This is a genomic window from Burkholderia sp. MSHR3999 (genome assembly GCF_000833595.1).
Taxonomy (GTDB): Bacteria; Pseudomonadota; Gammaproteobacteria; order Burkholderiales; family Burkholderiaceae; genus Burkholderia; species Burkholderia ubonensis.
Window position 1 is genome coordinate 901,913 of record NZ_JRFO01000001.1, and the last position, 22,537, is coordinate 924,449.

The window sequence follows — 22,537 nt, forward strand, 5'->3', positions numbered from 1 at the left end:
GACTGCAATACGCCTGCAAACCGCTTACGCTAGGGTTTACGAGGTTGCATCGGAAGAATGTCGGCTGTCCGGATTTTGATGATTTCGCATCAGTCCGTTTCATGGCGTGTTCGAGCGCGGGGTTTCGCCGGCTGTTAAAATCCGCCGATTGTCCATCTCGCGCTCACGGTTGCCGTTCGCATTTTCTGCGTTTTGCCCGCGCGTTGCGCAGGAGCGCCTCTCGAGCGGGGCAGGGCTGCTTTCGAGCATCGCATGCCCCTGATACAGACGCTGCAGGAACAAGGAGTCGGGTCGTGCCCGCGTTCGTCCCAATCGAATCATCCATCATCGCTTGCCCGTTCGATCAACGCCGCGGCACGGCCGCCGCAGGGCGGCGCGCATGACGTCGTCGGCCGTATCGCTCATCGAGTGGCTGCTGGTCGCGTTCACGCTGGCCGCGGCCGGGTATGCGCTCGTCGCGGCCTTCGCGCCGCGTCCGCGCACGCCGCGCACGGCCGCGCGCGACGGCTTCGCGCCCGTCAGCGTGCTGAAGCCGCTGTGCGGCGCGGAGCCGCACCTGTACGAGAACCTCGCGACGTTCTGCGAGCAGCGCCATCCGCGCTACGAGGTGCTGTTCGGCGTCGCGTCGGCGGCGGACCCGGCGGTGGCGGTCGTCGAGCGGCTGCGCGCGGACTACCCGGAGTGCGACATCACGCTCGTGATCGACGCGCGCGTGTACGGCAAGAACCTGAAGGTCAGCAACCTGATCAATCTTGCCGAGCGCGCGAAGTACGGGCGGATCGTGATCGCCGACAGCGACATCGCGGTGAAGCCGGATTATCTCGAGCGCGTGACGGCGCCGCTCGCCGATGCGTCGGTCGGCGTCGTCACTTGCCTGTATCATGCGCGCAGTGTCGGCGGGTTCTGGACGCGCATCGGCGCGCAGTTCGTCGACGCGTGGTTCGCGCCGTCGGTGCGGATCACGCACCTCGGCCGCTCGAGCCGCTTCGGCTTCGGCGCGACGCTCGCGCTGACGCGCGACACGCTCGACCGGATCGGCGGCTTCAAGGCGCTGAAGGACGAGCTGGCCGACGATTTCTGGCTCGCCGAGCTGCCGCGCCGCCTCGGGCGGCGCACGGTGCTGTCGGAGGTCGAAGTCGCGACCGACGTGATCGAGGCGGCGTTCGGGCCGCTCTGGCACCGCGAAACGCGCTGGCTGCGCACGATCCGGTCGCTGAACCCGGCCGGTTTCGCGTTCCTGTTCATCACGTTCACCGCGCCGTGGCTCGCGATCGGCGCGGGGCTTGCGCTGCGTCTCGACGGCACGTTCGCCGGCACGCTGGCGGGCGCGGCGACCGCGGCAGGCGCGTTCGGGCGGCTCGTGCTGCACGCGCGCGGCGAGGACGGCTGGCGCGCGTTCTGGCGCGATTTGCCGCTGATCGCGGTGCGCGACACGCTGCTCGCGCTCGAGTGGCTCGTCGCGGCGTTCGGCACGCAGGTCGTGTGGCGCGGCGCCAGGATGACGGTCGTCGGCGGCGAGCGCGCGACGGCCGTGGAGGGCGGCGACGGCCGCTGAACGGCACGGCGCAGGCTGGCCAACCATGACGAGAGGCGGGCGCCCGGATGGGCGGCCCGCGGTTTTTTTACTAGATTCTTGAAACGAACTCGAACTATGCAGGCTACCGGAGCATTGATGAAAACCCTGTTCTTGCAGGCCCCTTCGTACGACGGCTTCGACGGTGGTGCCGGCTCGCGCTACCAGGCGAAGCGTGAAATCCGTTCCTTCTGGTATCCGACGTGGCTCGCGCAGCCGGCCGCGCTCGTGCCGGGCAGCCGTGTCGTCGATGCGCCGGCCGACGGCCTGTCGGTCGAGGAAACGCTGAAGATCGCGAACGACTACGACCTCGTGATCATCCACACGAGCACGCCGTCGTTCCCGACCGACGCGATGTTCGCGCAAGATCTGAAGAAGATGAAGCCGTCGATGCTGGTCGGCATGGTGGGCGCGAAGGTGATGGTCGATCCGCACAACTCGCTCACGGCGACCGAGGCAATCGACTTCGTGTGCCGCGAGGAATTCGACTTCACCTGCAAGGAAATCGCCGAAGGCAAGCCGTTCCCCGAGATCAAGGGCTTGAGCTGGCGCGCGAAGGACGGCTCGATCGAGCACAACGAAGCACGTCCGATCCTCGAGAACATGGACGAACTGCCGTTCGTCGCACCCGTCTACAAGCGCGACCTGAAGATCGACAACTACTTCATCGGCTACCTGAACTACCCGTACGTGTCGATCTACACGGGCCGCGGCTGCAAGTCGCGCTGCACGTTCTGCCTATGGCCGCAGACGGTCAGCGGCCATCGCTACCGCACGCGCTCGGTCGAGAACGTGCTCGCGGAAGCGAAGTGGATCCGCGACAACATGCCGGAAGTGAAGGAACTGATGTTCGACGACGACACCTTCACCGACGACCTGCCGCGCGCCGAAGCCATCGCCATCGGTCTGGGCAAGCTCGGCATGACGTGGTCGTGCAACGCGAAGGCGAACGTGCCGTACAAGTCGCTCAAGGTCATGAAGGAAAACGGCCTGCGCCTGCTGCTGGTCGGCTTCGAATCCGGCGACGACCAGATCCTCGTGAACATCAAGAAGGGCGTGCGCACCGATTTCGCGCGCCGCTTCAGCGCGGACTGCAAGAAGCTCGGCATCAAGATCCACGGCACCTTCATTCTCGGCCTGCCGGGCGAGACCCAGGAAACGATCAAGAAGACGATCGAGTACGCGAAGGAAATCAATCCGCACACGATCCAGGTGTCGCTCGCCGCGCCCTATCCGGGCACGACGCTCTACAAGCAGGCCGTCGAAAACGGCTGGATGGAAGAGAACAAGACCATCAACCTGGTGAGCAAGGAGGGCGTGCAGCTCGCGGCGATCGGCTATCCGCACCTGTCGCGCGACGAGATCTATCACCACCTCGAGCAGTTCTATCGCGAGTTCTACTTCCGTCCGTCGAAGATCTGGGAGATCGTCCGCGAGATGCTGACGAGCTGGGACATGATGAAGCGCCGTCTGCGCGAGGGCGTCGAATTCTTCCGTTTCCTGCGCGCGCACGAGGCCTGATTCGTGACGACGCAGCGGGCGGCGCGGGCGCTCATCTTCACCGCGGACGACTTCGGGCTGCATCCGCGCGTCAACGCGGCGGTCGAGCGCGCGCATCGCGACGGCGTGCTGAACGCCGCGAGCCTGATGGTCGGCGCGCCGGCCGCGGCCGATGCGATCGAACGCGCGCGGCGGCTGCCGTCGCTCGCGGTCGGTCTGCATCTCGTCCTCGCGGACGGCCCGGCCACGCTGCCCGCCCGTGAGATCCCCGCGCTCGTCGGCCCCGACGGCCGGTTCGGCGACGCGATGGCGAAGGACGGCTGCCGCTTCTTCTTCCTGCCGCACGTTCGTGCGCAGCTGCGCCGCGAGATCCGCGCGCAGTTCGACGCGTTCGCGGCGAGCGGCCTGCCGCTCGACCACGTGAACGCGCACAAGCATTTCCATCTGCATCCGACCGTGCTGTCGATGATCGTCGAGATCGGCCGCGACTACGGGCTGCGCGCGGTCCGGCTGCCGTACGAGACGACCGCGCCCGCGTGGCTCAAGCCGTGGATCGGGCTCGTGCGCGCGCGGCTCGACCGCGCGGGGCTTGCGCACAACGACTACGTGGTCGGCATCGAGCACACGGGCGGCATGGACGAGGCGGTGCTGCTCGACGCGCTCGCGAGCCTGCCGCCGGGCGTCGGCGAGATCTATTGCCATCCGGCCGAGGCAGGCGACGGCCCGATCACGCCGACGATGGCCGGCTACCGTCCCGTCGACGAACTGGACGCGCTGCTGTCGCCGCGCGTCGCCGCCGCGCTGAAGGCCGCGGGCGTCGCGACGGGCGGTTTCGCCGACGTGTTCGGCCAGACCTCGCCGTCGCGCGCGCCGCGCGCGGCGCGCCAACCGGGAGCGCAGCCGTCGTGAGCAAGTGGATCAAATGGCTCGGCTGGCCGATCGGCATCGCGATCCTGCTCGCGCTGGTGCTGCATGACGGCGTCGGCGACGTCACGCAGATGATCGGGCGCGCCGGGTTCGCGCTGCTGTGGCTCGTGCCGTTCCACGCGCTGCCGCTGCTGCTCGACGCGTATGCGTGGCACCTGCTGCTCGACAAGCGCAGCTCGCTGCCGTTCCTGTGGTGGGTCGCGACCGTCCGCGAGGCCGTGAACCGGCTGCTGCCGGTGGTCGGCATCGGCGGCGAGATCGTCGGCATTCGCCTCGTGCGCTGGCGGACCCCGGACGCGAGCCGCGTGACCGCGTCGGTGATCGTCGAAGTGCTCGTGACGATCGTCGTCCAGTATGCGTTCGCCGCGCTCGGCCTCGTGCTGCTGCTCGCGACGACGCGCGACGTCGATGCCGGGACGATCGGCCTCGCGCTGCTGCTGTCGCTGCCGCTGCCGGTGCTCGGCGTCGTGCTGATGCGGCGCGGCGGCATCTTCCATGCGATCGAGCGTTTCGCGGGCCGCCTGCTCGGCGATTCGCACCGGCTGCTGCAGGGCGTCGACGGCCGGCGCCTCGACGCGGACATCGACGCGCTGATGTCGCGCGCGGGCCTGCTGTTCAGCGCATTCTTCTGGCAATTGGCCGGCTATGCGGTCGGCGCGCTCGAGATCTACTGGGCGCTCGAACTGCTCGGCCATCCGGTGTCGATCGGCGGCGCGCTCGCGATCGAGGCGATGACCCAGGCTGCGCGCCACGCCGCGTTCATGGTGCCGGGCGGCCTCGGCGTGCAGGAGGCGACCGTCGTGCTGCTCGCGCAGATGTTCGGCGTCGACCGCGATACGGCGCTGTCGCTCGCGCTCGTGAAGCGCGCCCGCGAGGTCGTGTTCGGCTGCCTCGCGCTCGGCTCCTGGCAGCTCGCCGAGCTCGCCCATACGCGGCGCCGGATGACGGCGAGCGTGCCGCCCGCGCCGCAGGCGCAGGCCGCCGCGCGCGAAACCGAACCGACGCACTGAACGAGACGGGCCGCGCGCCCGTCTCGCGCTTTTGGCGGCGCGCGGGTATGCTTGCCGCGTGTTTTCCACGACGCGCATTTCCATCGATGACTTTCCGTTTCCGGCTGTTCCCCGTCGCCATGCTGGCTGCCGCGCTGGCGCTGTCCGCGTGCGACGACAAGCAAGGCGAGCTCAACGTGCAACGCATCCGGGACTTCTTCAAGGCGATCAAGCCGGCTCAATTGCTGCTGAAGGGCCTGAAGCCGGGCGAATCGACCGAGGCCGACATCCGCGCCACGATGGGCCCGCCGGAGACCGAGCGCGTGTTCACCGACGGCTCGAAGCGCTTCGAGTATCCGCGCGGCCCGATGGGCAACCAGACCTGGTTCGTCGATATCGACGCGAACGGGCGCTACATGGGCGCGACCCAGGTGCTGACCGCGGCCAACTTCGCGAAGGTGGCGCCCGGGATGAGCGAGGACGAGGTGCGGCGCCTGCTCGGCAAGCCGGGCGAGATCGCGCAATATCCGCTCAAGCCCGAAACGGTGTGGAGCTGGCGCTGGCTCGAGGACGGCGTCAACCAGGACGCGTTCTTCAACGTGCATTTCGGCCCGGACGGGCGCGTGTACACGACGTCGCGCTCCGACATCCTGAAAGGGCGCTGAGCGCGGCGCGCCACTCGCGACCGTTTCGTCATCCATCGTCCGCCTCCGTCGCTATATCGAAAAAGCGACCGGAATATTGCAAAAAGTCCGCTTCCCGGCCTGTTGCCCGACTGTCCGGAAGCGGACTTTTTCGTTTCGAAACAGGCAACTAGCACGCAATTGCGAATAGTGAAGCGGATTGTTGCGACGCAGCAACCGGGCGGGCAGTAATTTGAGACAACTATTTTCGCTTGCGACTATGCGCGTCAGCCCGGCGCGGACAGGAAATGGTGCCGGCTTTCATTCACGTTCTGGAGACGCGCGTGTTTCTTTACGGCTTTGGTCCCGTCCTGTGGGCGGGCACCGTGCAGACGATCGAGCTGTCGGTGCTGTCGCTCGCCACCGCGGTGGTGCTCGGGCTGATCGGCGCGGTGGCGAAGCTGTCGCACAACCGGGTGCTGCGTTCGCTCGCGACCGGTTATACGACGCTGATCCGCTCGGTGCCCGATCTCGTCCTGATGCTGCTGCTGTTCTACAGCATCCAGATCTGGCTGAACCAGTTCACCGACCTCGTCGGCTGGGAGCAGATCGACATCGATCCGTTCGTCGCGGGCGTGCTGACGCTCGGCTTCATCTACGGCGCGTATTTCACGGAGACGTTCCGCGGCGCCTTCCTGTCGGTGCCGCGCGGCCAGCTCGAGGCGGGCGCGGCCTACGGGATGAGCGGGATGCGGGTGTTCGCGCGGATCATGTTTCCTCAGATGATGCGCTTCGCGCTGCCGGGCATCGGCAACAACTGGCAGGTGCTCGTGAAGGCGACCGCGCTGGTGTCGATCATCGGGCTCGCCGACGTCGTGAAGGCGGCGCAGGACGCGGGCAAGAGCACGTTCAACATGTTCTTCTTCATCCTCGTCGCGGCGCTGATCTATCTCGCGATCACGACCGTTTCCAACCTCGTGCTGATGCAGCTCGAGAAGCGTTATTCCATGGGCGTGCGCCACGCAGAACTATGATCGAGATTCTCCAGGAATTTGGCCAGGCGTTCCTTTACTGGGACGGCCAGCGGCTGTCGGGCCTTGCGGTGACGCTGTGGCTGCTCGTCGCGTCGATTTCGCTCGGCTTCGTCTGCGCGGTGCCGCTGGCGGTCGCGCGGGTGTCGAAGAAGAAATGGGTGTCGATGCCGGTGCGCTTCTACACCTACGTGTTCCGCGGCACGCCGCTCTACGTGCAGCTGCTGCTGATGTACACGGGCATGTACAGCCTGGAGTTCGTGCGCTCGCACTCGCTGCTCGACGCGTTCTTCAGGAGCGGCTTCAACTGCGCGATTCTCGCGTTCGCGCTGAACACCTGCGCGTACACGACCGAGATCTTCGCGGGCGCGATCCGCGCGATTCCGCACGGCGAGGTCGAGGCGGCGCGCGCGTACGGGATGACGCCGTTCACGATGTACCGCCGCGTGATCCTGCCGTCGGCGCTGCGCCGTGCGCTGCCGCTGTACAGCAACGAGGTGATCCTGATGCTGCACGCGACGACGGTTGCGTTCACGGCGACGGTGCCGGACATCCTGAAGGTCGCGCGCGACGCGAATTCCGCGACCTACATGGCGTTCCAGTCGTTCGGCATCGCCGCGCTGATCTATCTTGCGGTATCGTTCGCACTCGTCGCGGCGTTTCGCCGTGCGGAGCGCCACTGGCTCGCGTATCTCGCGGCCGGCCGTCATTGATTTCACTTCGAGGAGAGCCAGTTGGCCGAGATCACTCAAACGGGCGCTGCCTGCAAGCTTGCGGCGCTCGACATTCACAAGCGCTACGGTGACAACGAGGTGCTCAAGGGCGTCTCGCTGAATGCGAAGGCCGGCGACGTCATCAGCATCATCGGCGCGAGCGGCTCGGGCAAGAGCACGTTCCTGCGCTGCATCAATTTCCTCGAACGGCCGAATGCGGGGCAGATCGTCGTCGACGGCGAGGCCGTGCGCACGAAGACCGACAAGGCCGGCGCGCTCGAGGTCGCCGACCACAAGCAGCTGCAGCGGATCCGCACGAAGCTCGCGATGGTGTTCCAGCACTTCAATCTGTGGGCGCACATGAACGTGCTCGAGAACGTGATGGAAGCGCCGGTGCACGTGCTCGGCATCCCGAAGAAGGAAGCCGAGGAGCGCGCGCGCGAGTATCTGGAGAAGGTGGGCCTGGCGCCGCGGGTCGAGAAGCAGTATCCGTCGCACCTGTCGGGCGGCCAGCAGCAGCGCGTCGCGATCGCGCGGGCGCTGGCGATGCATCCGGACGTGATGCTGTTCGACGAACCGACGTCGGCGCTCGATCCCGAACTCGTCGGCGAAGTGCTGAAGGTGATGCAGAAGCTGGCCGAGGAAGGCCGGACGATGATCGTCGTCACGCACGAGATGGGCTTTGCGCGCAACGTGTCGAACCACGTGATGTTCCTGCACCAGGGGCGGACCGAGGAAGAGGGGAATCCGTCGGAGGTGCTCGTGCGGCCGCAGAGCGAGCGGCTCAAGCAGTTCCTGTCCGGAAGCCTGAAGTAACGTCACGCAGGTCGCATACGTGGTATCGGTGCTCCGTCCCGCAGGCGCCACCCGCACGACGCAGGTGGCGATCGTCGCCTTGCCGCCCGTGTCGATGTCGGGCGTGGGTCCGATCGTCGACGCGCTGAATCTCGCGAACGAGATCGACGGGCGGCTGCTGTACCGCTGGCAGGTGTGTTCGTGGGACGGGCGGCCGGTGCCGCTTGCGGGCGGCGCGCAGTGGCATGCCGACGCGGCGTTCAACGATGCGATTGCATGCGACTGGCTGATCGTCGTCAGCGAGCGTTTCCAGCAGTTCGCCGACTACCGGCTGTTTCTCGCGAGTCTCGCGCGGGTCGGGCAGCGCACGCCGCTCGTGACGGGCATCCATCACGGCGTGTGGTGGCTCGCGATGGCGGGGCAATTGTCCGGCTACCGGGTGAGCGTGAACTGGGAGACGTACCAGCAGTTTGCCGAGCAGTTCGAGCGGTCGATCGTCACGCAGCAGATCTTCGAGATCGACCGGGACCGCGCGACGTGTGCCGGCGGGCAGGCGACGGTTGATTTCATGCTCGCGATGATCGGCCGCGAGCACGGGCCGGAGCTGGCGGAAAGGATTGCCGATGCGCTTGGCGCGGGCACTTTGCGCAGTGGCGAGGAGCGGCAGCGGATTCCCTTTGTGACCGCGCCGGGCGAGCGGCATCCTCGTTTGAACGATGCATTGCTGCTGATGGAAGCCAACATCGAAGATCCGTTGACGACGGATGAAATCGCCGGGTTGGTCGGCGTGTCGCGCCGACAATTGGAGAGGCTCTTTCGGCAGTATCTTGGCGCGATGCCTTCGAAGTATTACCTCAATTTGCGGTTGCTCAAGGCTCGCACGCAGTTGCAGCGGACCAGCAAGTCGGTCGTTCAGGTCAGCCTCGCCTGTGGGTTTTCTTCTGCCGCGCATTTTTCCAACGCGTACCGCGAGCGGTTTGGTGTGACGCCGCGGGAGGATCGGCGCGCGTGGCTCGAGAAGCAGACGGGCGGGGAGCCTCGTGGAGGGGCGCTCGTCGAGCGCGTGAACAAGGACTGAGTTTGTTCGGTGGACGGTCAGCGCTTTTCGTGAAGCACCTGTAATGTTTTCGGTCTATTAGCGTCGCCCCTGCGCGGGGCGGCGGTTACTTTTCTTTGTCTTGCCAAAGAAAAGTAACCAAAAGAAAGGCGCTCGAATGACGCAAGGCTTCCCGTGCCATGGTCATCAGAGTGGATCGCGCAAAAGTGTCCGCGCCAGTCACGACACCGGAGTGGTTCGAGCAATGGATCTGACGCGCCGCACCACCAAGCAGAGCGGTATACCGCCCGCCAGCTCCGTCCTCGCTACGCTCGGCCGACAGGTCCACACCTGCTGAACAGATGATTGGTTGATTGGCGTTGGCTATCGCGGGCGATGCATGTGTAGCGCGAACCATGAAGTACCTCGCAGCCGAGCGCAGCGAGGATGGAACTGATGAGTGGTATACCACTCCGTTTGGCGGTGCGACGTGTCAGATCCATTGCTCGAACCACTCCGGCGTCGTGACTGGCGCGGACACTTTTGCGCGATCCACTCTGATGACCATGGCACGGGAAGCCTTGCGTCATTCGAGCGCCTTTCTTTTGGTTACTTTTCTTTGGCAAGACAAAGAAAAGTGACCCCCGCCCCGGGGAGGGGCGACGCTAACAGACCGAAAGCATTACAGGCAATTCACGAAAAGCCCAGGCAGACCACCCAAAAACGCGCCAGCACCCCCAACCCGATAGAACCCGTCGCAATTCTGCAAGACGCTTGCACGACCCTTACCTAAACTTGAACCTATTGTTCAAGACCTCTACCGAAAGGAACAGCCATGACGAACCTGACCGTGAACCGCCAGACTTTCGACGAAGTGATGGTGCCGGTGTTTTCCCCCGCACCGTTCGTGCCGGATCGCGGCGAAGGCTCGCGCGTGTGGGACACGGCAGGCCGTGAATACGTGGATTTCGCATGCGGCATCGCCGTGACGTCGCTCGGCCACGGCCACCCGGAACTGCTGAAGGTGCTGGACGAACAAAGCCGCAAGCTCTGGCACATCGGCAACGGCTACACGAACGAGCCGGTGCTGCGCCTCGCGAAACGCCTCGAATCGCTGACCTTCGCCGACCGCGCATTCTTCGCGAACTCGGGCGCGGAAGCGAACGAAGCGGCGCTGAAGCTCGCGCGCCGCGTCGCGTTCGAACGCCACGGCGCCGATAAATTCGAAATCATCTCGTTCGTGCAGTCGTTCCACGGCCGCACGTTCTTCACGGTCAGCGTCGGCGGCCAGCCGAAATACTCGGAAGGCTTCGGCCCGGTGCCGGAAGGCATCAAGCACCTGCCGTTCAACGACATCGCAGCCGCCAAGGCCGCGATCGGCCCGCAGACCTGCGCGGTGATCGTCGAGCCGGTGCAGGGCGAAGGCGGCGTGATCCCGGCCGATCCGGCCTTCCTGAAGGCACTGCGCGAAGCGTGCGACGCCAACAACGCGCTGCTGATCTTCGACGAAGTGCAGACGGGCGTCGGCCGCACGGGCCACTTCTACGCATACATGGACACGGGCGTGACGCCCGACATCCTGACGACCGCGAAGGCGCTCGGCAACGGCTTCCCGATCGGCGCGATGCTGACGACGAAAGAACTCGCCGCGCACTTCAAGGTCGGCGTGCACGGCACGACCTACGGCGGCAACCCGCTCGCGTCGGCGATCGCCGACAAGGTCGTCGAGCTGATCGGCGAGCCGGCGCTGCTCGAAGGCGTGCGCGAACGCAGCGTGCGCCTGAAAGGCGCGCTCGAACGCATCAACGCGCGCTTCGGCATCTTCAAGGAAGTGCGCGGCAAGGGCCTGCTGGTCGGCGCGGAACTCACGGCCGCTTTCGACGGCCGCGCGAAGGACTTCGTGAATGCGGCTGCCGAGCAGGGCGTGATCATGCTGATCGCAGGCCCGAACGTGCTGCGCTTCGTGCCGTCGCTGGTGATCCCGTTCGACGTGCTCGACGAAGGCCTCGCGCGCTTCGAGAAGGCGGTCGAACAGGTGCTCGCCGCGCAGGAAGCCAACGCGCGCTGATCGGCGCCTCCATCGCAGACAGGAACGACGATGCTATTTGTTCGCCCCGGCAAACTCACGGATCTCGATGCGCTCGCGCAGATGGCGCGCACCGCGCAGCCGGTCCTGCACTCGCTGCCGCACGACCGCGCGGCGCTCGAGGCGCGCGTCGCGCTCTCGGAGGATTCGTTTCGCGCGGACGTCGACTTCCCCGGCGAGGAGTTCTATCTCTTCGTGCTGGAAGACACCGAGACCGGCAAGCTGCTCGGCACCGCCAGCATCGTGGCGGCGGCCGGCTACTCCGAGCCGTTCTACGCGTTCCGCAACGACGCGCTGATCCACGCGTCGCGCGAGCTGCACGTGAACCGCAAGATCCACGCGCTGACGATGTCGCACGAGCTGACCGGCAAGAGCCGGCTCGCGGGCTTCTACGTCGATCCGTCGCTGCGCGGCGACGCGGCCGCGCACCTGATCTCGCGCGCGCGGATGATGTACATCGCCGCGAACCGCCGCCGCTTCACGCCCGAAGTATTCACGCTGCTGCTCGGCGTGAGCGACGAGCACGGCGCATCGCCGTTCTGGGAAGCGGTGGGCCGCAAGTTCTTCGGCCGCGATTTCGAGGACGTCGACATCGCGTCGGGCGGCCGCAGCCGCACGTTCATCGCCGAAGTGATGCCCGGCTACCCGCTGTACGTGCCGCTGCTGCCGGAAGCCGCGCAGCGCGTGCTGGGCGAGCCGAACGCGAGCGCGCTGCTCGCGTACGACATCCATCTCGAGGAAGGCTTCGAGCCGGACCGCTTCGTCGACATCTTCGACGCGGGCCCGGTGCTGACCCAGCAGATGGACCGCACCGCATGCGTGAAGCATGCGGCCGAACGCACGGTGCGCGAGGCCGCGCACCAGCAGGGCGACGCCGCGTACCTCGTGTCGAGCGGCAGCGGCGAATCGTTCCGCTGCGTGCTCGCGGACCTGCCGGCCGATGCCGGCAAGGGCGCGCCGCTCGCCGGCGACGTGCGCGCGGCGCTGAACGTGAAGGATGGCGATGTCGTGCGCTGCGTGCCGCTGCACCAGCGCGACGATGAAGAATCGAAGGGAGACGCAGCATGATCGTCGTTCGGGTCGTACAAACGGGCGACGTGGACGCGCTCGTGTCGCTCGCGAAGGAAACCGGTCCGGGCCTGACCACGTTCAAGCCCGACCGCGACGCGCTCGCCGCGCGCATCGAACGCACCCGCCGCACGCTCGAAGGGCGGGCCGCGCCGTCGGAAGCCGGCTACTTCTTCGTGATGGAAGACTCGGCGACGGGCGACATCGCGGGCGTGTGCGGTATCGAATCGCAGGTCGGCCTCGAGCAGCCGTTCTACAACTACCGCGTGAGCACGGTCGTGCATGCGAGCCAGGAGCTCGGCGTGTGGACGCGGATGCATGCGCTGAACATCTCGCACGACCTGACCGGCTACGCGGAAGTGTGCTCGCTGTTCCTCAGCCCGCGCTACCGCACGGGCGGCGTCGGCGGCCTGCTGTCGCGCTCGCGCTTCATGTTCATCGCGCAGTTCCGCGAGCTGTTTCCGGAACGCATCTGCGCGGAGCTGCGCGGCCACTTCGACGACGACGGCACGTCGCCGTTCTGGCGCGCGGTCGGTTCGCACTTCTACCAGATCGACTTCAACGCCGCGGACTACCTGAGCTCGCACGGCCGCAAGTCGTTCCTCGCGGAACTGATGCCGCGCTATCCGGTGTACGTCGACCTGCTGCCGCAGGACGCGCAGGACGCGGTCGGCCTCACGCATCGCGACACGCTGCCGGCGCGCAAGATGCTCGAGGCGGAAGGGCTGCGCTATCAGAACCACGTCGACATCTTCGACGCAGGCCCGGTGCTCGAATGCCACATCAACGACCTGCGCACGGTGCGCGAGAGCGTCGTCGTGCCGGTCGCGATCGGCGTAGCCGACACGCGCGCTGACGCGCCGAAGTCGCTCGTGTCGAACACGTCGCTCGGCGACTTCCGCGTCGGCGTCGCGCCGGGCGTGGTCGCGAACGGCGCGTTCGTGCTGTCGGCCGACGATGCCGCCGCGCTCGACGTGAAGGCGGGCGATCCGGTCCGCGTGCTGCCGCTCAAAGTCAAACAGGGATAAACGAATCATGACGGAACTCTTCATCGACGGCGCCTGGGTCGCGGGCTCGGGCCACGTCTTCGCTTCGCGCAACCCGGGCACCGACGAGATCGCATGGCAGGGCGCGAGCGCGTCGGCCGCCGACGTCGACCGCGCGGTCGCGAGCGCGCGCCGCGCATTCGCCGGCTGGTCGGCGCTCGACTTCGAAGCGCGCTGCGAGATCGCGAAGCGCTTCGCGGCGCTGCTCAACGAGCGCAAGGAAGCGCTCGCCGCGGCGATCGGCCGCGAGACCGGCAAGCCGCTGTGGGAAGCGCGCACCGAGGTCGCGGCGATGGCCGCGAAGGTCGGCATCTCGATCCAGGCCTACCAGGAACGCACCGGCGAGAAGCGCCAGGACATGGCCGACGGCGTCGCGGTGCTGCGCCACCGTCCGCACGGCGTCGTCGCGGTGTTCGGGCCGTACAACTTCCCGGGCCACTTGCCGAACGGGCATATCGTGCCGGCGCTGATCGCGGGCAACACGGTCGTGTTCAAGCCGTCCGAGCTCGCGCCGGGCGTCGCGCGCGCGACCGTCGAAGCATGGAAGGACGCGGGCCTGCCCGACGGCGTGTTGAACCTCGTGCAGGGCGAGAAGGACACCGGCATCGCGCTCGCGAACCATCGCCAGATCGACGGGCTGTTCTTCACCGGCAGCTCGGACACGGGCACGCTGCTGCACAAGCAGTTCGGCGGCCGTCCGGAGATCGTGCTCGCGCTCGAGATGGGCGGCAACAACCCGCTCGTGATCGGCGAGATCGAGGACGTCGACGCGGCCGTGCATCATACGATCCAGTCGGCGTTCCTGTCCGCGGGCCAGCGCTGCACGTGCGCGCGCCGCATCTTCGTGCCGCAGGGCGCGGCGGGCGACCGCTTCCTCGCGCGCTTCGTCGACGTCACGTCGAAGATCACGGCGGACGTGTTCGACGCCGATCCGCAGCCGTTCATGGGCGCGGTGATCTCGGCGCGCGCGGCCGCGAAGCTCGTCGATGCCCAGTCGCGTCTCCTCGCGCAAGGCGCGAAGCCGATCATCGCGATGGAACAGCGCGACCCGCGCCTCGGCTTCGTGAACGCGTCGATCCTCGACGTGACCGGCGTAGCCGACCTGCCCGACGAGGAGCACTTCGGCCCGCTCGCGCAGATCATCCGCTACGCGACGTTCGACGAAGCGATCGAGCGCGCGAACGACACCGCGTTCGGCCTGTCCGCGGGCCTCATCGCCGACGACGCGCGCGCGTGGGAGCACTTCCGCCGCATGATCCGCGCGGGGATCGTCAACTGGAACCGGCCGACCAACGGCGCGTCGTCCGCCGCGCCGTTCGGCGGCGCGGGCCGCTCCGGCAACCACCGCCCGAGCGCGTACTACGCGGCCGACTACTGCGCGTATCCGATGGCGTCGGTGGAGAGCGCCCAACTGACCCTGCCCGCGAGCCTGTCGCCGGGCCTGCATTTCTGATCGAGGGAACGACGATGAACGCACAAGAAGCCAATTTCGACGGACTCGTCGGCCCGACCCACAACTACGCCGGGCTGTCGTTCGGCAACGTGGCGTCGCTGAACAACGAGAAATCGGCCGCGAACCCGAAGGCCGCCGCGAAGCAGGGCCTGCGCAAGATGAAGCAGCTCGCCGACCTCGGCTTCGCGCAGGGCGTGCTGCCGCCGCAGGAGCGCCCGTCGCTGCGCCTGCTGCGCGAGCTCGGCTTCTCCGGCAAGGACGCGGACGTGATCGCGAAGGCCGCGAAGCAGGCGCCCGAGCTGCTCGCCGCGGCGAGCTCCGCGTCGGCGATGTGGACCGCGAACGCGGCGACGGTGAGCCCGTCGGCCGATACCGGCGACGGCCGCGTGCACTTCACGCCGGCGAACCTGTGCAGCAAGCTGCACCGCGCGATCGAGCACGAGTCGACGCGCCGCACGCTGTCGACGCTGTTCGCCGATCCGACGCGCTTCGTCGTGCATGAAGCGCTGACCGGCACGCCGGCGCTCGGCGACGAAGGCGCGGCGAACCACACGCGCTTTTGCGCGCAGTACGGCCAGCCGGGCGTCGAGTTCTTCGTGTACGGCCGCTCGGAATACCGCCGCGGGCCGGAGCCGAAGCGCTTCCCGGCGCGCCAGACCTTCGAGGCGAGCCGCGCGGTCGCGCATCGTCACGGGCTGCGCGAGGACGCGACGGTCTATGCGCAGCAGGACCCGGACGTGATCGACGCGGGCGTGTTCCACAACGACGTGATCTCGGTCGGCAACCGCGACACGCTGTTCACGCACGAGCGCGCGTTCGTCAACAAGCAGGCGGTCTACGACACGCTGACGGCGGCGCTCGACGCGCGCGGCGCGCACCTGAACGTGATCGAGGTGCCGGATGCGGCGGTGAGCGTGTCCGATGCGGTGACGTCGTACCTGTTCAACAGCCAGCTGCTGTCGCGCGCCGACGGCTCGCAGGTGCTCGTCGTGCCGCAGGAATGCCGCGAGAACGCGAACGTCGCCGCCTACCTGGACAGCCTCGCGGCCGGCCACGGCCCGATTCGCGACGTGCTGGTGTTCGACCTGCGCGAGAGCATGAAGAACGGCGGCGGCCCGGCGTGCCTGCGGCTGCGCGTCGTGCTGAACGACGCGGAGCGCGCGGCCGTCACGTCGAACGTGTGGATCAACGACACGCTGTTCGCGTCGCTCGATGCGTGGATCGAGAAGCACTACCGCGACCGCCTCGCGCCGGACGACCTGGCCGACCCGGCGCTGCTCGACGAGTCGCGCACCGCGCTCGACGAACTGACGCAGATCCTGCGCGTCGGGTCGCTGTATGACTTCCAGCGCTGAGGCCGGCATGCGCGACGCGGCCTGGCTCGACGACTTCCTCGCGTTCACGCTGGCCGGCGACGCGCCGGCCGCGCGTGACGGCGTCTGCGCCGGCGGCGCGGTGCGCTGGCAGTGGCAGGGCGAGGGGCTGCTCGCGCTCGAGCCGGGTGCGGCGGGCGTGGCAGACGTGGCATCGAGCCGTAGCGTGCTGGTATCGGCCGGCGTGCACGGCGACGAGACCGCGCCGATCGAGCTGCTGTCGATGCTGGTGCGCGACGTCGCGGCCGGCACGCTGCCGCTCGCGTGCCGGCTGCTCGTCGTGTTCGGCAATTCGCCGGCGATGCGCGCGGGCGGGCGCTATCTCGACGACGACCTGAACCGCCTGTTCAGCGGGCGCCACGCGCAGGTGCCGGACAGCCGCGAGGCGCCGCGCGCCGCGCAGCTCGAGGCGGCCGCCGCGGCGTTCTTCGCCGCTGCGCCGGACACCCCCGGCGCACGCTGGCACGTCGACATGCACACGGCGATCCGCGCGTCGGTGTTCGAGCAGTTCGCGCTGCTGCCGCATACGGGCACGCCGCCGTCGCGCGCGATGATCGAATGGCTCGGCGATGCGCGCATCGCGGCGGTGCTGCTGCATACCGCGAAGGGCCATACGTATTCGCATTTCACGGCCGAGCATTGCGGCGCGCTCGCGTGCACGCTGGAGCTCGGCAAGGTGCGGCCGTTCGGCCAGAACGACCTGACGCGCTTCGCGGCCGCCGACCTGGCGGTGCGCCGGCTCGTGTCGGGCGCGTGGGGCGGCCATCCGTGGGGCGGCCATCCGCGGGGCGACGAACGCGCATCGTTGCCGCGCGTGTTCACGGTGATCGACCAGATCACGAAGCAGAGCGACGCGCTCGAGCTGTTCGTCGCAGCCGACGTCGCGAACTTCACGCCGTTTCCGCGCGGCACGGTGCTCGCGCAGGACGGCGCGTACCGCTACACGGTGCGGCACGACGAGGAGCGGATCGTGTTTCCGAACCCGTCGGTGAAGCCGGGCCTGCGCGCGGGCCTGCTCGTCGTCGACACCACGCGCGAGACGCTCGCCGCGCTCGTCTGACGCGCGGGGCAGCGACGGCTGCCTTGCGCATTTGCGACATCGTCTTGCAAGTTCCGCATGCGCGCCGCGTGGCGGCGTGCACGCAGTGCAGCAGGCCGCGCGACCGGCCGCTTTGCCGTGACGGCGCGCGGGGATTGGTACAATCGCGGCCTTGCGGCTGTTGCGCCGCATCACGGCGACGCATCGCGATTGTCCGGGCGTTGAGGCCCTGCAATGATGCATGCGCACGTTGTTCCAGAACTATCCGTTCGTATCGAGGAGATTCCCTGATGAAGTTGGATTGGCGAAAAGTGGCCGCGCACGCGGTGGTGACGGCGGTGGCCGTGGCGGCAGGCAGCGCGTTTGCGGCGGATCTGAAGGAGATCCGCTTCGGCGTCGAGGCATCGTATGCGCCGTTCGAATACAAGACGCCCGACGGCAAGCTGACCGGCTTCGACATCGATATCGGCAACGCGGTGTGCGCGAAGCTGAAGGCAAAGTGCGTGTGGGTCGAGAACGACTTCGACGGCCTGATCCCGGCGCTGCAGGCGCGCAAGTTCGACGCGATCAACTCGGACATGACGATCACCGACCAGCGCAAGCACGCGATCGCGTTCACCGATCCGATCTACACGATCCCGAACCAGCTGATCGCGAAGGCGGGCAGCGGCCTGCAGCCGACTCCGCAGTCGCTGAAAGGCAAGCGCGTCGGCGTGCTGCAGGGCACGATCCAGGAATCGTACGCGAAGAAGAAGTGGGCGCCGGCCGGCGTCGACGTCGTGCCGTACCAGACGCAGGATCTCGCGTATGCGGACCTGAAGTCGGGCCGCCTCGACGCGACGTTCCAGGATTCCGAAGCGGGCGCGAAGGGCTTCCTGTCGAAGCCGCAGGGCGCGGGCTTCGCGTTCGCGGGCGGCACGGTCAGCGACGCCGAGATCCTCGGCACGGGCGTCGGCTTCGGCCTGCGCAAGAACGACGCGGCGCTGAAGACCGCGCTCGACCAGGCGCTCAAGGACCTGAAGGCGGACGGCACGATCGACAACCTCGCGAAGAAGTACTTCAGCGTGCCGGTGACGCTGAAGTAAGCGCGCGGTCCGATCCGCCGTACAATGCAAACCGGCCGCTGATGCGGCCGGTTTGCTTTTGGGGGAGGGGTTTTCGGTGCCGGCCCGCCGGGCCGCTCAGTGCTTGAAGAACCGCGCCAGTTCCCGCGCCATCTCGTTGAGCACCGCCATTTCCTGCTGCGTGATCTTCCGCGCCGGCTGCGCGCCCGCCCAGTCGCCATACAGCAGCGCGACCGCACCCGCGCCGACGCGCACCGGCAGCAGCACGAACGCGTGCGCGTCGTCGAACGCATCCAGATACCACGCCGGCAGGCGCTTCATCATCTTCGGCTCGCGCGCCTGCTCGATGAAGATGCCGACGGAATTGGTGATCGCGAGGTGGAACACGTCGGGCTCGAAGCGCTCGTCGAAGCGCAGCTTGTCGAGCGCCGCGTCGACGCCGGCGCCGAAGCCGAGGCGCGCGGCGAACATGCCGTCGTCGTGCCGCACGAACATCACCGTGCGGGTGAACGCGAGCCCCGCGAGCAGGCTTTCCGACGCGAGCGCGAGCACCGGCGTCAGCACGTGCTCGGACGGCAGCGCGCGCAAGTCCGAGAGGCCCGCCTCGAGGCAGGCCTCGGGCTCGCCCTGCGCACGCGCAATCGCGTCCGCGTTCGCGCGCAGCTCGACGATCTCGCGCATCACGGTATCGCTCGCCTCTTCGCGCACCAGCCGGTCGGCGATCTCGACGAGCGCGTCCGGGCCCGTTTCGAGCACCGCGCCGTAGTGCTGCGCGAGCGACGCGATGCGCGCGTCGCGCTGCGGGCTCGCCGGCATCGCCAGCGCACCCGCGACGTCGGTCGAGCAGCGGCTCACCGCGCGCAGCCACGCGATTTCGCTGGCCGGGCTGTCGTCGTCGGCCGTGTCGCGCGCTTCGCCGTCGACTTCCACGAGGTCGTGGCCGTCGTCGTCGGTCATGCTCGCGCGGATCACGTCGGGCAGCCGCCAGCGGGCCGCCGCCTCGAGGCCGATCTCGTCGAAGCCGACGCCGAGCACGTCGATGCAGGCCGCGGCCTCGTCGCCGTGCAGCTCGGCGGCGCGCCGGCGGATCCGGTCCCATTCGCTGTCGAGGTAGCAGACGACCAGCAGCTTGCCGACCTGGCGCATCAGCGTGCAGACGACCGCTTCCTCGCCGGCGCGCAGGTCCACATGCTCGGTCAGCTTGCGGGCGACGCAGCCCGACAGCAGCGCGCGGTTCAGCTCGAGCTTCGCGTCGATGCGGCGCGACGTGCTCTGGTGGAAGTGATCGACGAGCTTCAGGCCGACGACGAGGTGGCCGACCGCGTCCATGCCGAGCACCATCAGCGCGCGGGTCACGGTCGTGATGTTGCCGCCGAACGCCATGTACATCGCGGAGTTGGCGAGCCGCAGCACTTTCTGCGTCAGGGCGAAGTCGGACAGCACGACGCGCACGAGCGCGGTGAAGTCGAGATCGTCGTTCTTCATCGCGGCCATCGTCGCGCGCAGCGATTCCGACAGCAGCGGGAAGTCGCCGCGTTCGTTCATCCGGTCCCACAGCTTGTCGAGCAGCGTTGTCCGGGGCAGGTGTTCGGTGATTGACATACGGATCTGTTCGGTTCGCGTGGGCGGCGCGTCAGGCCGCCTCGTGCAGGCGGAGCTGCTGCGCCTCGAAGCGCTGCGCCAGTTCCTCGGACGGCAGCGCCTGGCAGACGAGCCAGCCCTGGATATGGTTGCAGCCCATCTCGGTCAGCAATTCGCGCTGCGCCTCGGTCTCGACGCCTTCGGCGACGAGTTCGAGATCGAGCGTCTGTGCGAGGCCGACGACGGCCGACACGATCGCGCGATCGTTGCGCGACGTCAACAGGTTCTCGACGAAGCTGCGGTCGATCTTCAGCTTCGCGAGCGGGAAGCGCTGCAGGTAGGCGAGGCTCGAATAGCCGGTGCCGAAATCGTCGATCGCGAAGCGGATGCCGAGTTCGGTCAGCTCCTCGAGCAGCCCTTTCGCGCGCACCGGATCGTGCATCAGCAGGCTCTCGGTGATCTCGAGCACGATCCGGCGCGGATCGATGCCGGTCAGCGAGATCGCGTCGCGCACGCTCTGCGTGAAGCGCGGATCACGGAACTGCTGCGGCGATACGTTGACGGCGACGTACTGCAGCGGGAGCTCCTGGCGGTCCCACGCGACGAGCTGCATGCACGCGGCCTTCAGCACCCAGTTGCCGAGGTAGTTGATGAGGCCGATCGATTCCGCGAGCGGAATGAAGGTCGCCGGCGGCACGAGCCCGTGCACCGGATGGCGCCAGCGGATCAGCGCCTCGACGCCGACCACCGCGCCCGACTGGCTGCGCGTGATCGGCTGGAAGTGCAGCGAGAATTCGCCGTTGCGCACGCCGTCGTAGAGGTCGGCCTCGAGCTTCAGGCGCTCGGCGTCGGAGCGATCGTCGAGCGGCGTGTGGAACGCGAGCGCGTTGCCGCCCGACGCCTTGGCCTGCTCGAGCGCATGGTCCGCGCGGCGCAACAGCGGGCTGTGGTGCTGCGCGCGATGCGTCGCCGCGCGCTCGTCCGGATAGAGCGCGATGCCGATGCTCGCGGACAGGTGCACGGGCTGCCCGTTGTACACGTAAGGCTGCCGCACCGCGGCCTGCAGCCGGCGGCCGAGCGCGCCCGCGATGTCGCTTGCCCGCGCGCGGTCGGCGGCGGTGAACACCACCGCGAACTTGTCGCTCGCGACCCGCGCGAGCTGCTCGTCCGGCGTCACGAGCGCCTGCAGCCGCTGCGCGGTTTCGCGCAGCAGCGCGTCGCCGGCGTCGTAGCCGAGCGCGCGGTTGATCCGCTGGTAGTCGTCGAGGTCGAGCAGCACGAGCGCCGCGCAGGTGCCGGACTCTTCGGCGAGCTGCTGCGCGCGCATCAGCGCGGGCACCAGCGCCGACAGGTTGTCGAGCCCCGTCATCGGGTCGTGATGCATCTCGTAGGTGAGGCGCGCCTCGAGCGCGCGCCACGACGACACGTCGAACGCGGCGACCGCGAAGCCGTCGACGCCGTGGTGGCGGCTCTTCACCGCGCGCACCTCGACGTCGAGCGGATAGGTCAGCGACTTGACGATGCACATCGTCGCCTTCTCGACCTGGCCGGAACGCGCGGCGCGCGCGAGCAGGTCTTCGAGCGCCGCGGTATCCTGTTCGGCGATCAGGTCGCGCAGCGTCAACGTGTGCAGGTAGTCGCGGTGATAGCCGATGAAGCGCAGGCTCGCATCGGAGACGTACAGAAAGCGCAGCTCACGATCGACATGGGCGAGGAAATCCACCGGGCCGACCGTCTGCTCCAGCCAGTTGCGCACGGTGTCGTCGCGACGCGGCGCGCCGGCGCGCGCGGGCATCAGCGCGCCGCCCGACCAGGCGAAGCGGCGCAGCGTATGCAGGGCGCTGCGCCAGGAGCCCTTGCGTGGCGTCTGTTTCCTGTTGGCTTCCATGTTTCTCGCTGACGTGAAGGGCTGGAACCGGTTGTCCGCAACAAATAACGGCAAATCACGCGGAATCTTTAATTCATGCGCGGCCCGCATGGAAGCGGTTCCGCGCGACCGGATCAAGTGCAGATGTTCATCGGGCGAACATTTGCGAACACGTATCGAGGCTGACTTTATAAGAAATGAGGACGCAGATGAAGCGAAAACTGACGGTGATGTGCGCCGCGGCGGCGCTGGTGGCGGGTCATGCGCTGAACGCGCAGGCGGAATTGAAGCCGGGCGATGCCGCGCCGGATTTCACGGCGCAGGCGTCGCTGGGCGGCAAGACTTACACGTACGCGCTCGCCGACGCGCTGAAGAAGGGGCCGGTCGTGCTGTACTTCTACCCGGCCGCGTTCACGAAGGGTTGCACGATCGAGGCGCATGCGTTCGCGGATGCGGTCGACCGCTACGCCGCGTACGGCGCGACCGTGATCGGCGTATCCGCCGACAAGATCGACACGCTGACGAAGTTCTCGGTCAGCGAATGCCGCAGCAAGTTCCCGGTCGCCGCCGACCCCGACGCGCGGATCATCCGCGCGTACGATGCGAAGCTGCCCGCGCTCGATCGCGCGAACCGCGTGTCCTACGTGATTTCGCCGGAAGGGAAGATCCTGTACGAGTACACGAGCCTGTCGCCGGACAAGCACGTCGAGAATACGCTCGGCGCCGTCAAGGCGTGGGCGGACGCGCACCCGAAGAAGCAGTAACGACGGCGA

General features: G+C 67.8%; 21 protein-coding genes. 18 read left to right on the forward strand and 3 right to left on the reverse strand.

Features of this window, described 5'->3' with window-relative positions:
- The first annotated feature begins 379 nt into the window (after positions 1–379).
- The 9 genes from hpnI to KY49_RS04435 all read left to right on the forward strand — a co-directional run bounded on the left by hpnI (position 380) and on the right by KY49_RS04435 (position 9,229).
- The gene (hpnI, locus tag KY49_RS04395) at positions 380–1,555 is read left to right on the forward strand and encodes a bacteriohopanetetrol glucosamine biosynthesis glycosyltransferase HpnI (RefSeq protein WP_042583507.1); all 1,176 of its coding nucleotides are present in this window, start codon (positions 380–382) and stop codon (positions 1,553–1,555) included.
- 117 nt (positions 1,556–1,672) lie between these two features.
- On the forward strand, positions 1,673–3,094 hold the full coding sequence (gene hpnJ / locus KY49_RS04400; protein WP_010091881.1) for a hopanoid biosynthesis associated radical SAM protein HpnJ: 1,422 nt from the start codon (positions 1,673–1,675) through the stop codon (positions 3,092–3,094).
- A 3-nt stretch (positions 3,095–3,097) separates the two neighbouring features.
- Positions 3,098–3,982 carry a hopanoid biosynthesis-associated protein HpnK gene (gene hpnK / locus KY49_RS04405; protein WP_042583508.1) on the forward strand — a complete coding sequence of 295 codons (885 nt, stop codon included), beginning with the start codon at positions 3,098–3,100 and terminating at the stop codon, positions 3,980–3,982.
- Positions 3,979–5,010 (forward strand): HpnL family protein, encoded by a 1,032-nt coding sequence (locus KY49_RS04410; RefSeq protein ID WP_042583509.1) that lies wholly within the window; start codon positions 3,979–3,981, stop codon positions 5,008–5,010. Before hpnK ends, KY49_RS04410 begins: the two co-directional genes overlap by 4 nt.
- A gap of 86 nt (positions 5,011–5,096) precedes the next feature.
- A complete protein-coding gene (locus KY49_RS04415) occupies positions 5,097–5,654 on the forward strand; it encodes a lipoprotein (RefSeq protein WP_042583510.1) in 558 nt (185 codons plus the stop codon).
- Between the two features lie 302 nt (positions 5,655–5,956).
- Positions 5,957–6,646, forward strand: coding sequence for an ABC transporter permease (locus KY49_RS04420; protein ID WP_042584554.1), 690 nt, complete (start codon positions 5,957–5,959; stop codon positions 6,644–6,646).
- On the forward strand, positions 6,643–7,356 hold the full coding sequence (locus tag KY49_RS04425; RefSeq protein ID WP_042583511.1) for an ABC transporter permease: 714 nt from the start codon (positions 6,643–6,645) through the stop codon (positions 7,354–7,356). The genes KY49_RS04420 and KY49_RS04425 overlap by 4 nt, the downstream gene beginning before the upstream one ends.
- A gap of 21 nt (positions 7,357–7,377) precedes the next feature.
- Entirely contained in the window at positions 7,378–8,172 is a 795-nt protein-coding gene (locus KY49_RS04430; RefSeq protein WP_042583512.1) for an ABC transporter ATP-binding protein, read from the forward strand.
- A 19-nt stretch (positions 8,173–8,191) separates the two neighbouring features.
- Positions 8,192–9,229 (forward strand): GlxA family transcriptional regulator, encoded by a 1,038-nt coding sequence (locus KY49_RS04435; RefSeq protein ID WP_042583513.1) that lies wholly within the window; start codon positions 8,192–8,194, stop codon positions 9,227–9,229.
- A gap of 85 nt (positions 9,230–9,314) precedes the next feature.
- Here the strand turns inward: KY49_RS04435 and KY49_RS36850 are convergent, their stop codons facing one another.
- Positions 9,315–9,605 carry a hypothetical protein gene (locus tag KY49_RS36850; protein ID WP_156162423.1) on the reverse strand — a complete coding sequence of 97 codons (291 nt, stop codon included), beginning with the start codon at positions 9,603–9,605 and terminating at the stop codon, positions 9,315–9,317.
- On the opposite strand from KY49_RS36850, the gene KY49_RS36855 reads away from it, so the two are divergent.
- The 8 genes from KY49_RS36855 to KY49_RS04470 all read left to right on the forward strand — a co-directional run bounded on the left by KY49_RS36855 (position 9,604) and on the right by KY49_RS04470 (position 18,337).
- A complete protein-coding gene (locus tag KY49_RS36855) occupies positions 9,604–9,828 on the forward strand; it encodes a hypothetical protein (RefSeq protein WP_156162424.1) in 225 nt (74 codons plus the stop codon). The genes KY49_RS36850 and KY49_RS36855 overlap by 2 nt on opposite strands.
- Before the next feature lie 194 nt (positions 9,829–10,022).
- Positions 10,023–11,255: an aspartate aminotransferase family protein gene (locus KY49_RS04440; RefSeq protein ID WP_042583514.1), complete on the forward strand. Its 1,233-nt coding sequence runs from the start codon at positions 10,023–10,025 to the stop codon at positions 11,253–11,255.
- 30 nt (positions 11,256–11,285) lie between these two features.
- Positions 11,286–12,341, forward strand: a complete 1,056-nt coding sequence (gene aruF, locus KY49_RS04445; protein WP_042583515.1) for an arginine/ornithine succinyltransferase subunit alpha — start codon at positions 11,286–11,288, stop codon at positions 12,339–12,341.
- The gene (gene astA / locus KY49_RS04450; RefSeq protein WP_010091893.1) at positions 12,338–13,369 is read left to right on the forward strand and encodes an arginine N-succinyltransferase; all 1,032 of its coding nucleotides are present in this window, start codon (positions 12,338–12,340) and stop codon (positions 13,367–13,369) included. Before aruF ends, astA begins: the two co-directional genes overlap by 4 nt.
- 7 nt (positions 13,370–13,376) lie before the next feature.
- Entirely contained in the window at positions 13,377–14,840 is a 1,464-nt protein-coding gene (gene astD, locus KY49_RS04455; protein WP_042583516.1) for a succinylglutamate-semialdehyde dehydrogenase, read from the forward strand.
- A 14-nt stretch (positions 14,841–14,854) separates the two neighbouring features.
- The gene (gene astB / locus KY49_RS04460; RefSeq protein ID WP_042583517.1) at positions 14,855–16,195 is read left to right on the forward strand and encodes an N-succinylarginine dihydrolase; all 1,341 of its coding nucleotides are present in this window, start codon (positions 14,855–14,857) and stop codon (positions 16,193–16,195) included.
- Positions 16,196–16,202: 7 nt separating this feature from the next.
- Positions 16,203–17,273, forward strand: a complete 1,071-nt coding sequence (astE, locus tag KY49_RS04465) for a succinylglutamate desuccinylase (RefSeq protein ID WP_042583518.1) — start codon at positions 16,203–16,205, stop codon at positions 17,271–17,273.
- 269 nt (positions 17,274–17,542) lie between these two features.
- The gene (locus tag KY49_RS04470) at positions 17,543–18,337 is read left to right on the forward strand and encodes an ABC transporter substrate-binding protein (RefSeq protein WP_042583519.1); all 795 of its coding nucleotides are present in this window, start codon (positions 17,543–17,545) and stop codon (positions 18,335–18,337) included.
- A 96-nt stretch (positions 18,338–18,433) separates the two neighbouring features.
- Here the strand turns inward: KY49_RS04470 and KY49_RS04475 are convergent, their stop codons facing one another.
- Together KY49_RS04475 and cdpA are read right to left on the reverse strand one after the other, a co-directional pair.
- Entirely contained in the window at positions 18,434–19,918 is a 1,485-nt protein-coding gene (locus KY49_RS04475) for an HDOD domain-containing protein (protein WP_042583520.1), read from the reverse strand.
- Positions 19,919–19,949: 31 nt separating this feature from the next.
- Positions 19,950–21,692 (reverse strand): cyclic di-GMP phosphodiesterase CdpA, encoded by a 1,743-nt coding sequence (cdpA, locus tag KY49_RS04480; RefSeq protein WP_196216535.1) that lies wholly within the window; start codon positions 21,690–21,692, stop codon positions 19,950–19,952.
- Between the two features lie 281 nt (positions 21,693–21,973).
- On the opposite strand from cdpA, the gene KY49_RS04485 reads away from it, so the two are divergent.
- On the forward strand, positions 21,974–22,528 hold the full coding sequence (locus KY49_RS04485) for a peroxiredoxin (RefSeq protein WP_042584555.1): 555 nt from the start codon (positions 21,974–21,976) through the stop codon (positions 22,526–22,528).
- Positions 22,529–22,537: the final 9 nt, after the last annotated feature.

Bases quoted from the DNA above. Each gene is read 5' to 3' on its own strand.
- KY49_RS04425 (WP_042583511.1), top strand. From the start codon at position 6,643: ATGATCGAGATTCTCCAGGAATTTGGCCAGGCGTTCCTTTACTGGGAC.
- hpnJ (WP_010091881.1), top strand. From the start codon at position 1,673: ATGAAAACCCTGTTCTTGCAGGCCCCTTCGTACGACGGCTTCGACGGT.
- KY49_RS36850 (WP_156162423.1), bottom strand. From the start codon at position 9,605: ATGGTTCGCGCTACACATGCATCGCCCGCGATAGCCAACGCCAATCAA.
- astA (WP_010091893.1), top strand. From the start codon at position 12,338: ATGATCGTCGTTCGGGTCGTACAAACGGGCGACGTGGACGCGCTCGTG.
- astE (WP_042583518.1), top strand. From the start codon at position 16,203: ATGCGCGACGCGGCCTGGCTCGACGACTTCCTCGCGTTCACGCTGGCC.
- astB (WP_042583517.1), top strand. From the start codon at position 14,855: ATGAACGCACAAGAAGCCAATTTCGACGGACTCGTCGGCCCGACCCAC.
- KY49_RS04485 (WP_042584555.1), top strand. From the start codon at position 21,974: ATGAAGCGAAAACTGACGGTGATGTGCGCCGCGGCGGCGCTGGTGGCG.
- KY49_RS04475 (WP_042583520.1), bottom strand. From the start codon at position 19,918: ATGTCAATCACCGAACACCTGCCCCGGACAACGCTGCTCGACAAGCTG.
- KY49_RS04440 (WP_042583514.1), top strand. From the start codon at position 10,023: ATGACGAACCTGACCGTGAACCGCCAGACTTTCGACGAAGTGATGGTG.
- hpnI (WP_042583507.1), top strand. From the start codon at position 380: ATGACGTCGTCGGCCGTATCGCTCATCGAGTGGCTGCTGGTCGCGTTC.
- cdpA (WP_196216535.1), bottom strand. From the start codon at position 21,692: ATGCCCGCGCGCGCCGGCGCGCCGCGTCGCGACGACACCGTGCGCAAC.
- aruF (WP_042583515.1), top strand. From the start codon at position 11,286: ATGCTATTTGTTCGCCCCGGCAAACTCACGGATCTCGATGCGCTCGCG.
- KY49_RS04415 (WP_042583510.1), top strand. From the start codon at position 5,097: ATGACTTTCCGTTTCCGGCTGTTCCCCGTCGCCATGCTGGCTGCCGCG.
- astD (WP_042583516.1), top strand. From the start codon at position 13,377: ATGACGGAACTCTTCATCGACGGCGCCTGGGTCGCGGGCTCGGGCCAC.
- KY49_RS36855 (WP_156162424.1), top strand. From the start codon at position 9,604: ATGAAGTACCTCGCAGCCGAGCGCAGCGAGGATGGAACTGATGAGTGG.
- KY49_RS04470 (WP_042583519.1), top strand. From the start codon at position 17,543: ATGAAGTTGGATTGGCGAAAAGTGGCCGCGCACGCGGTGGTGACGGCG.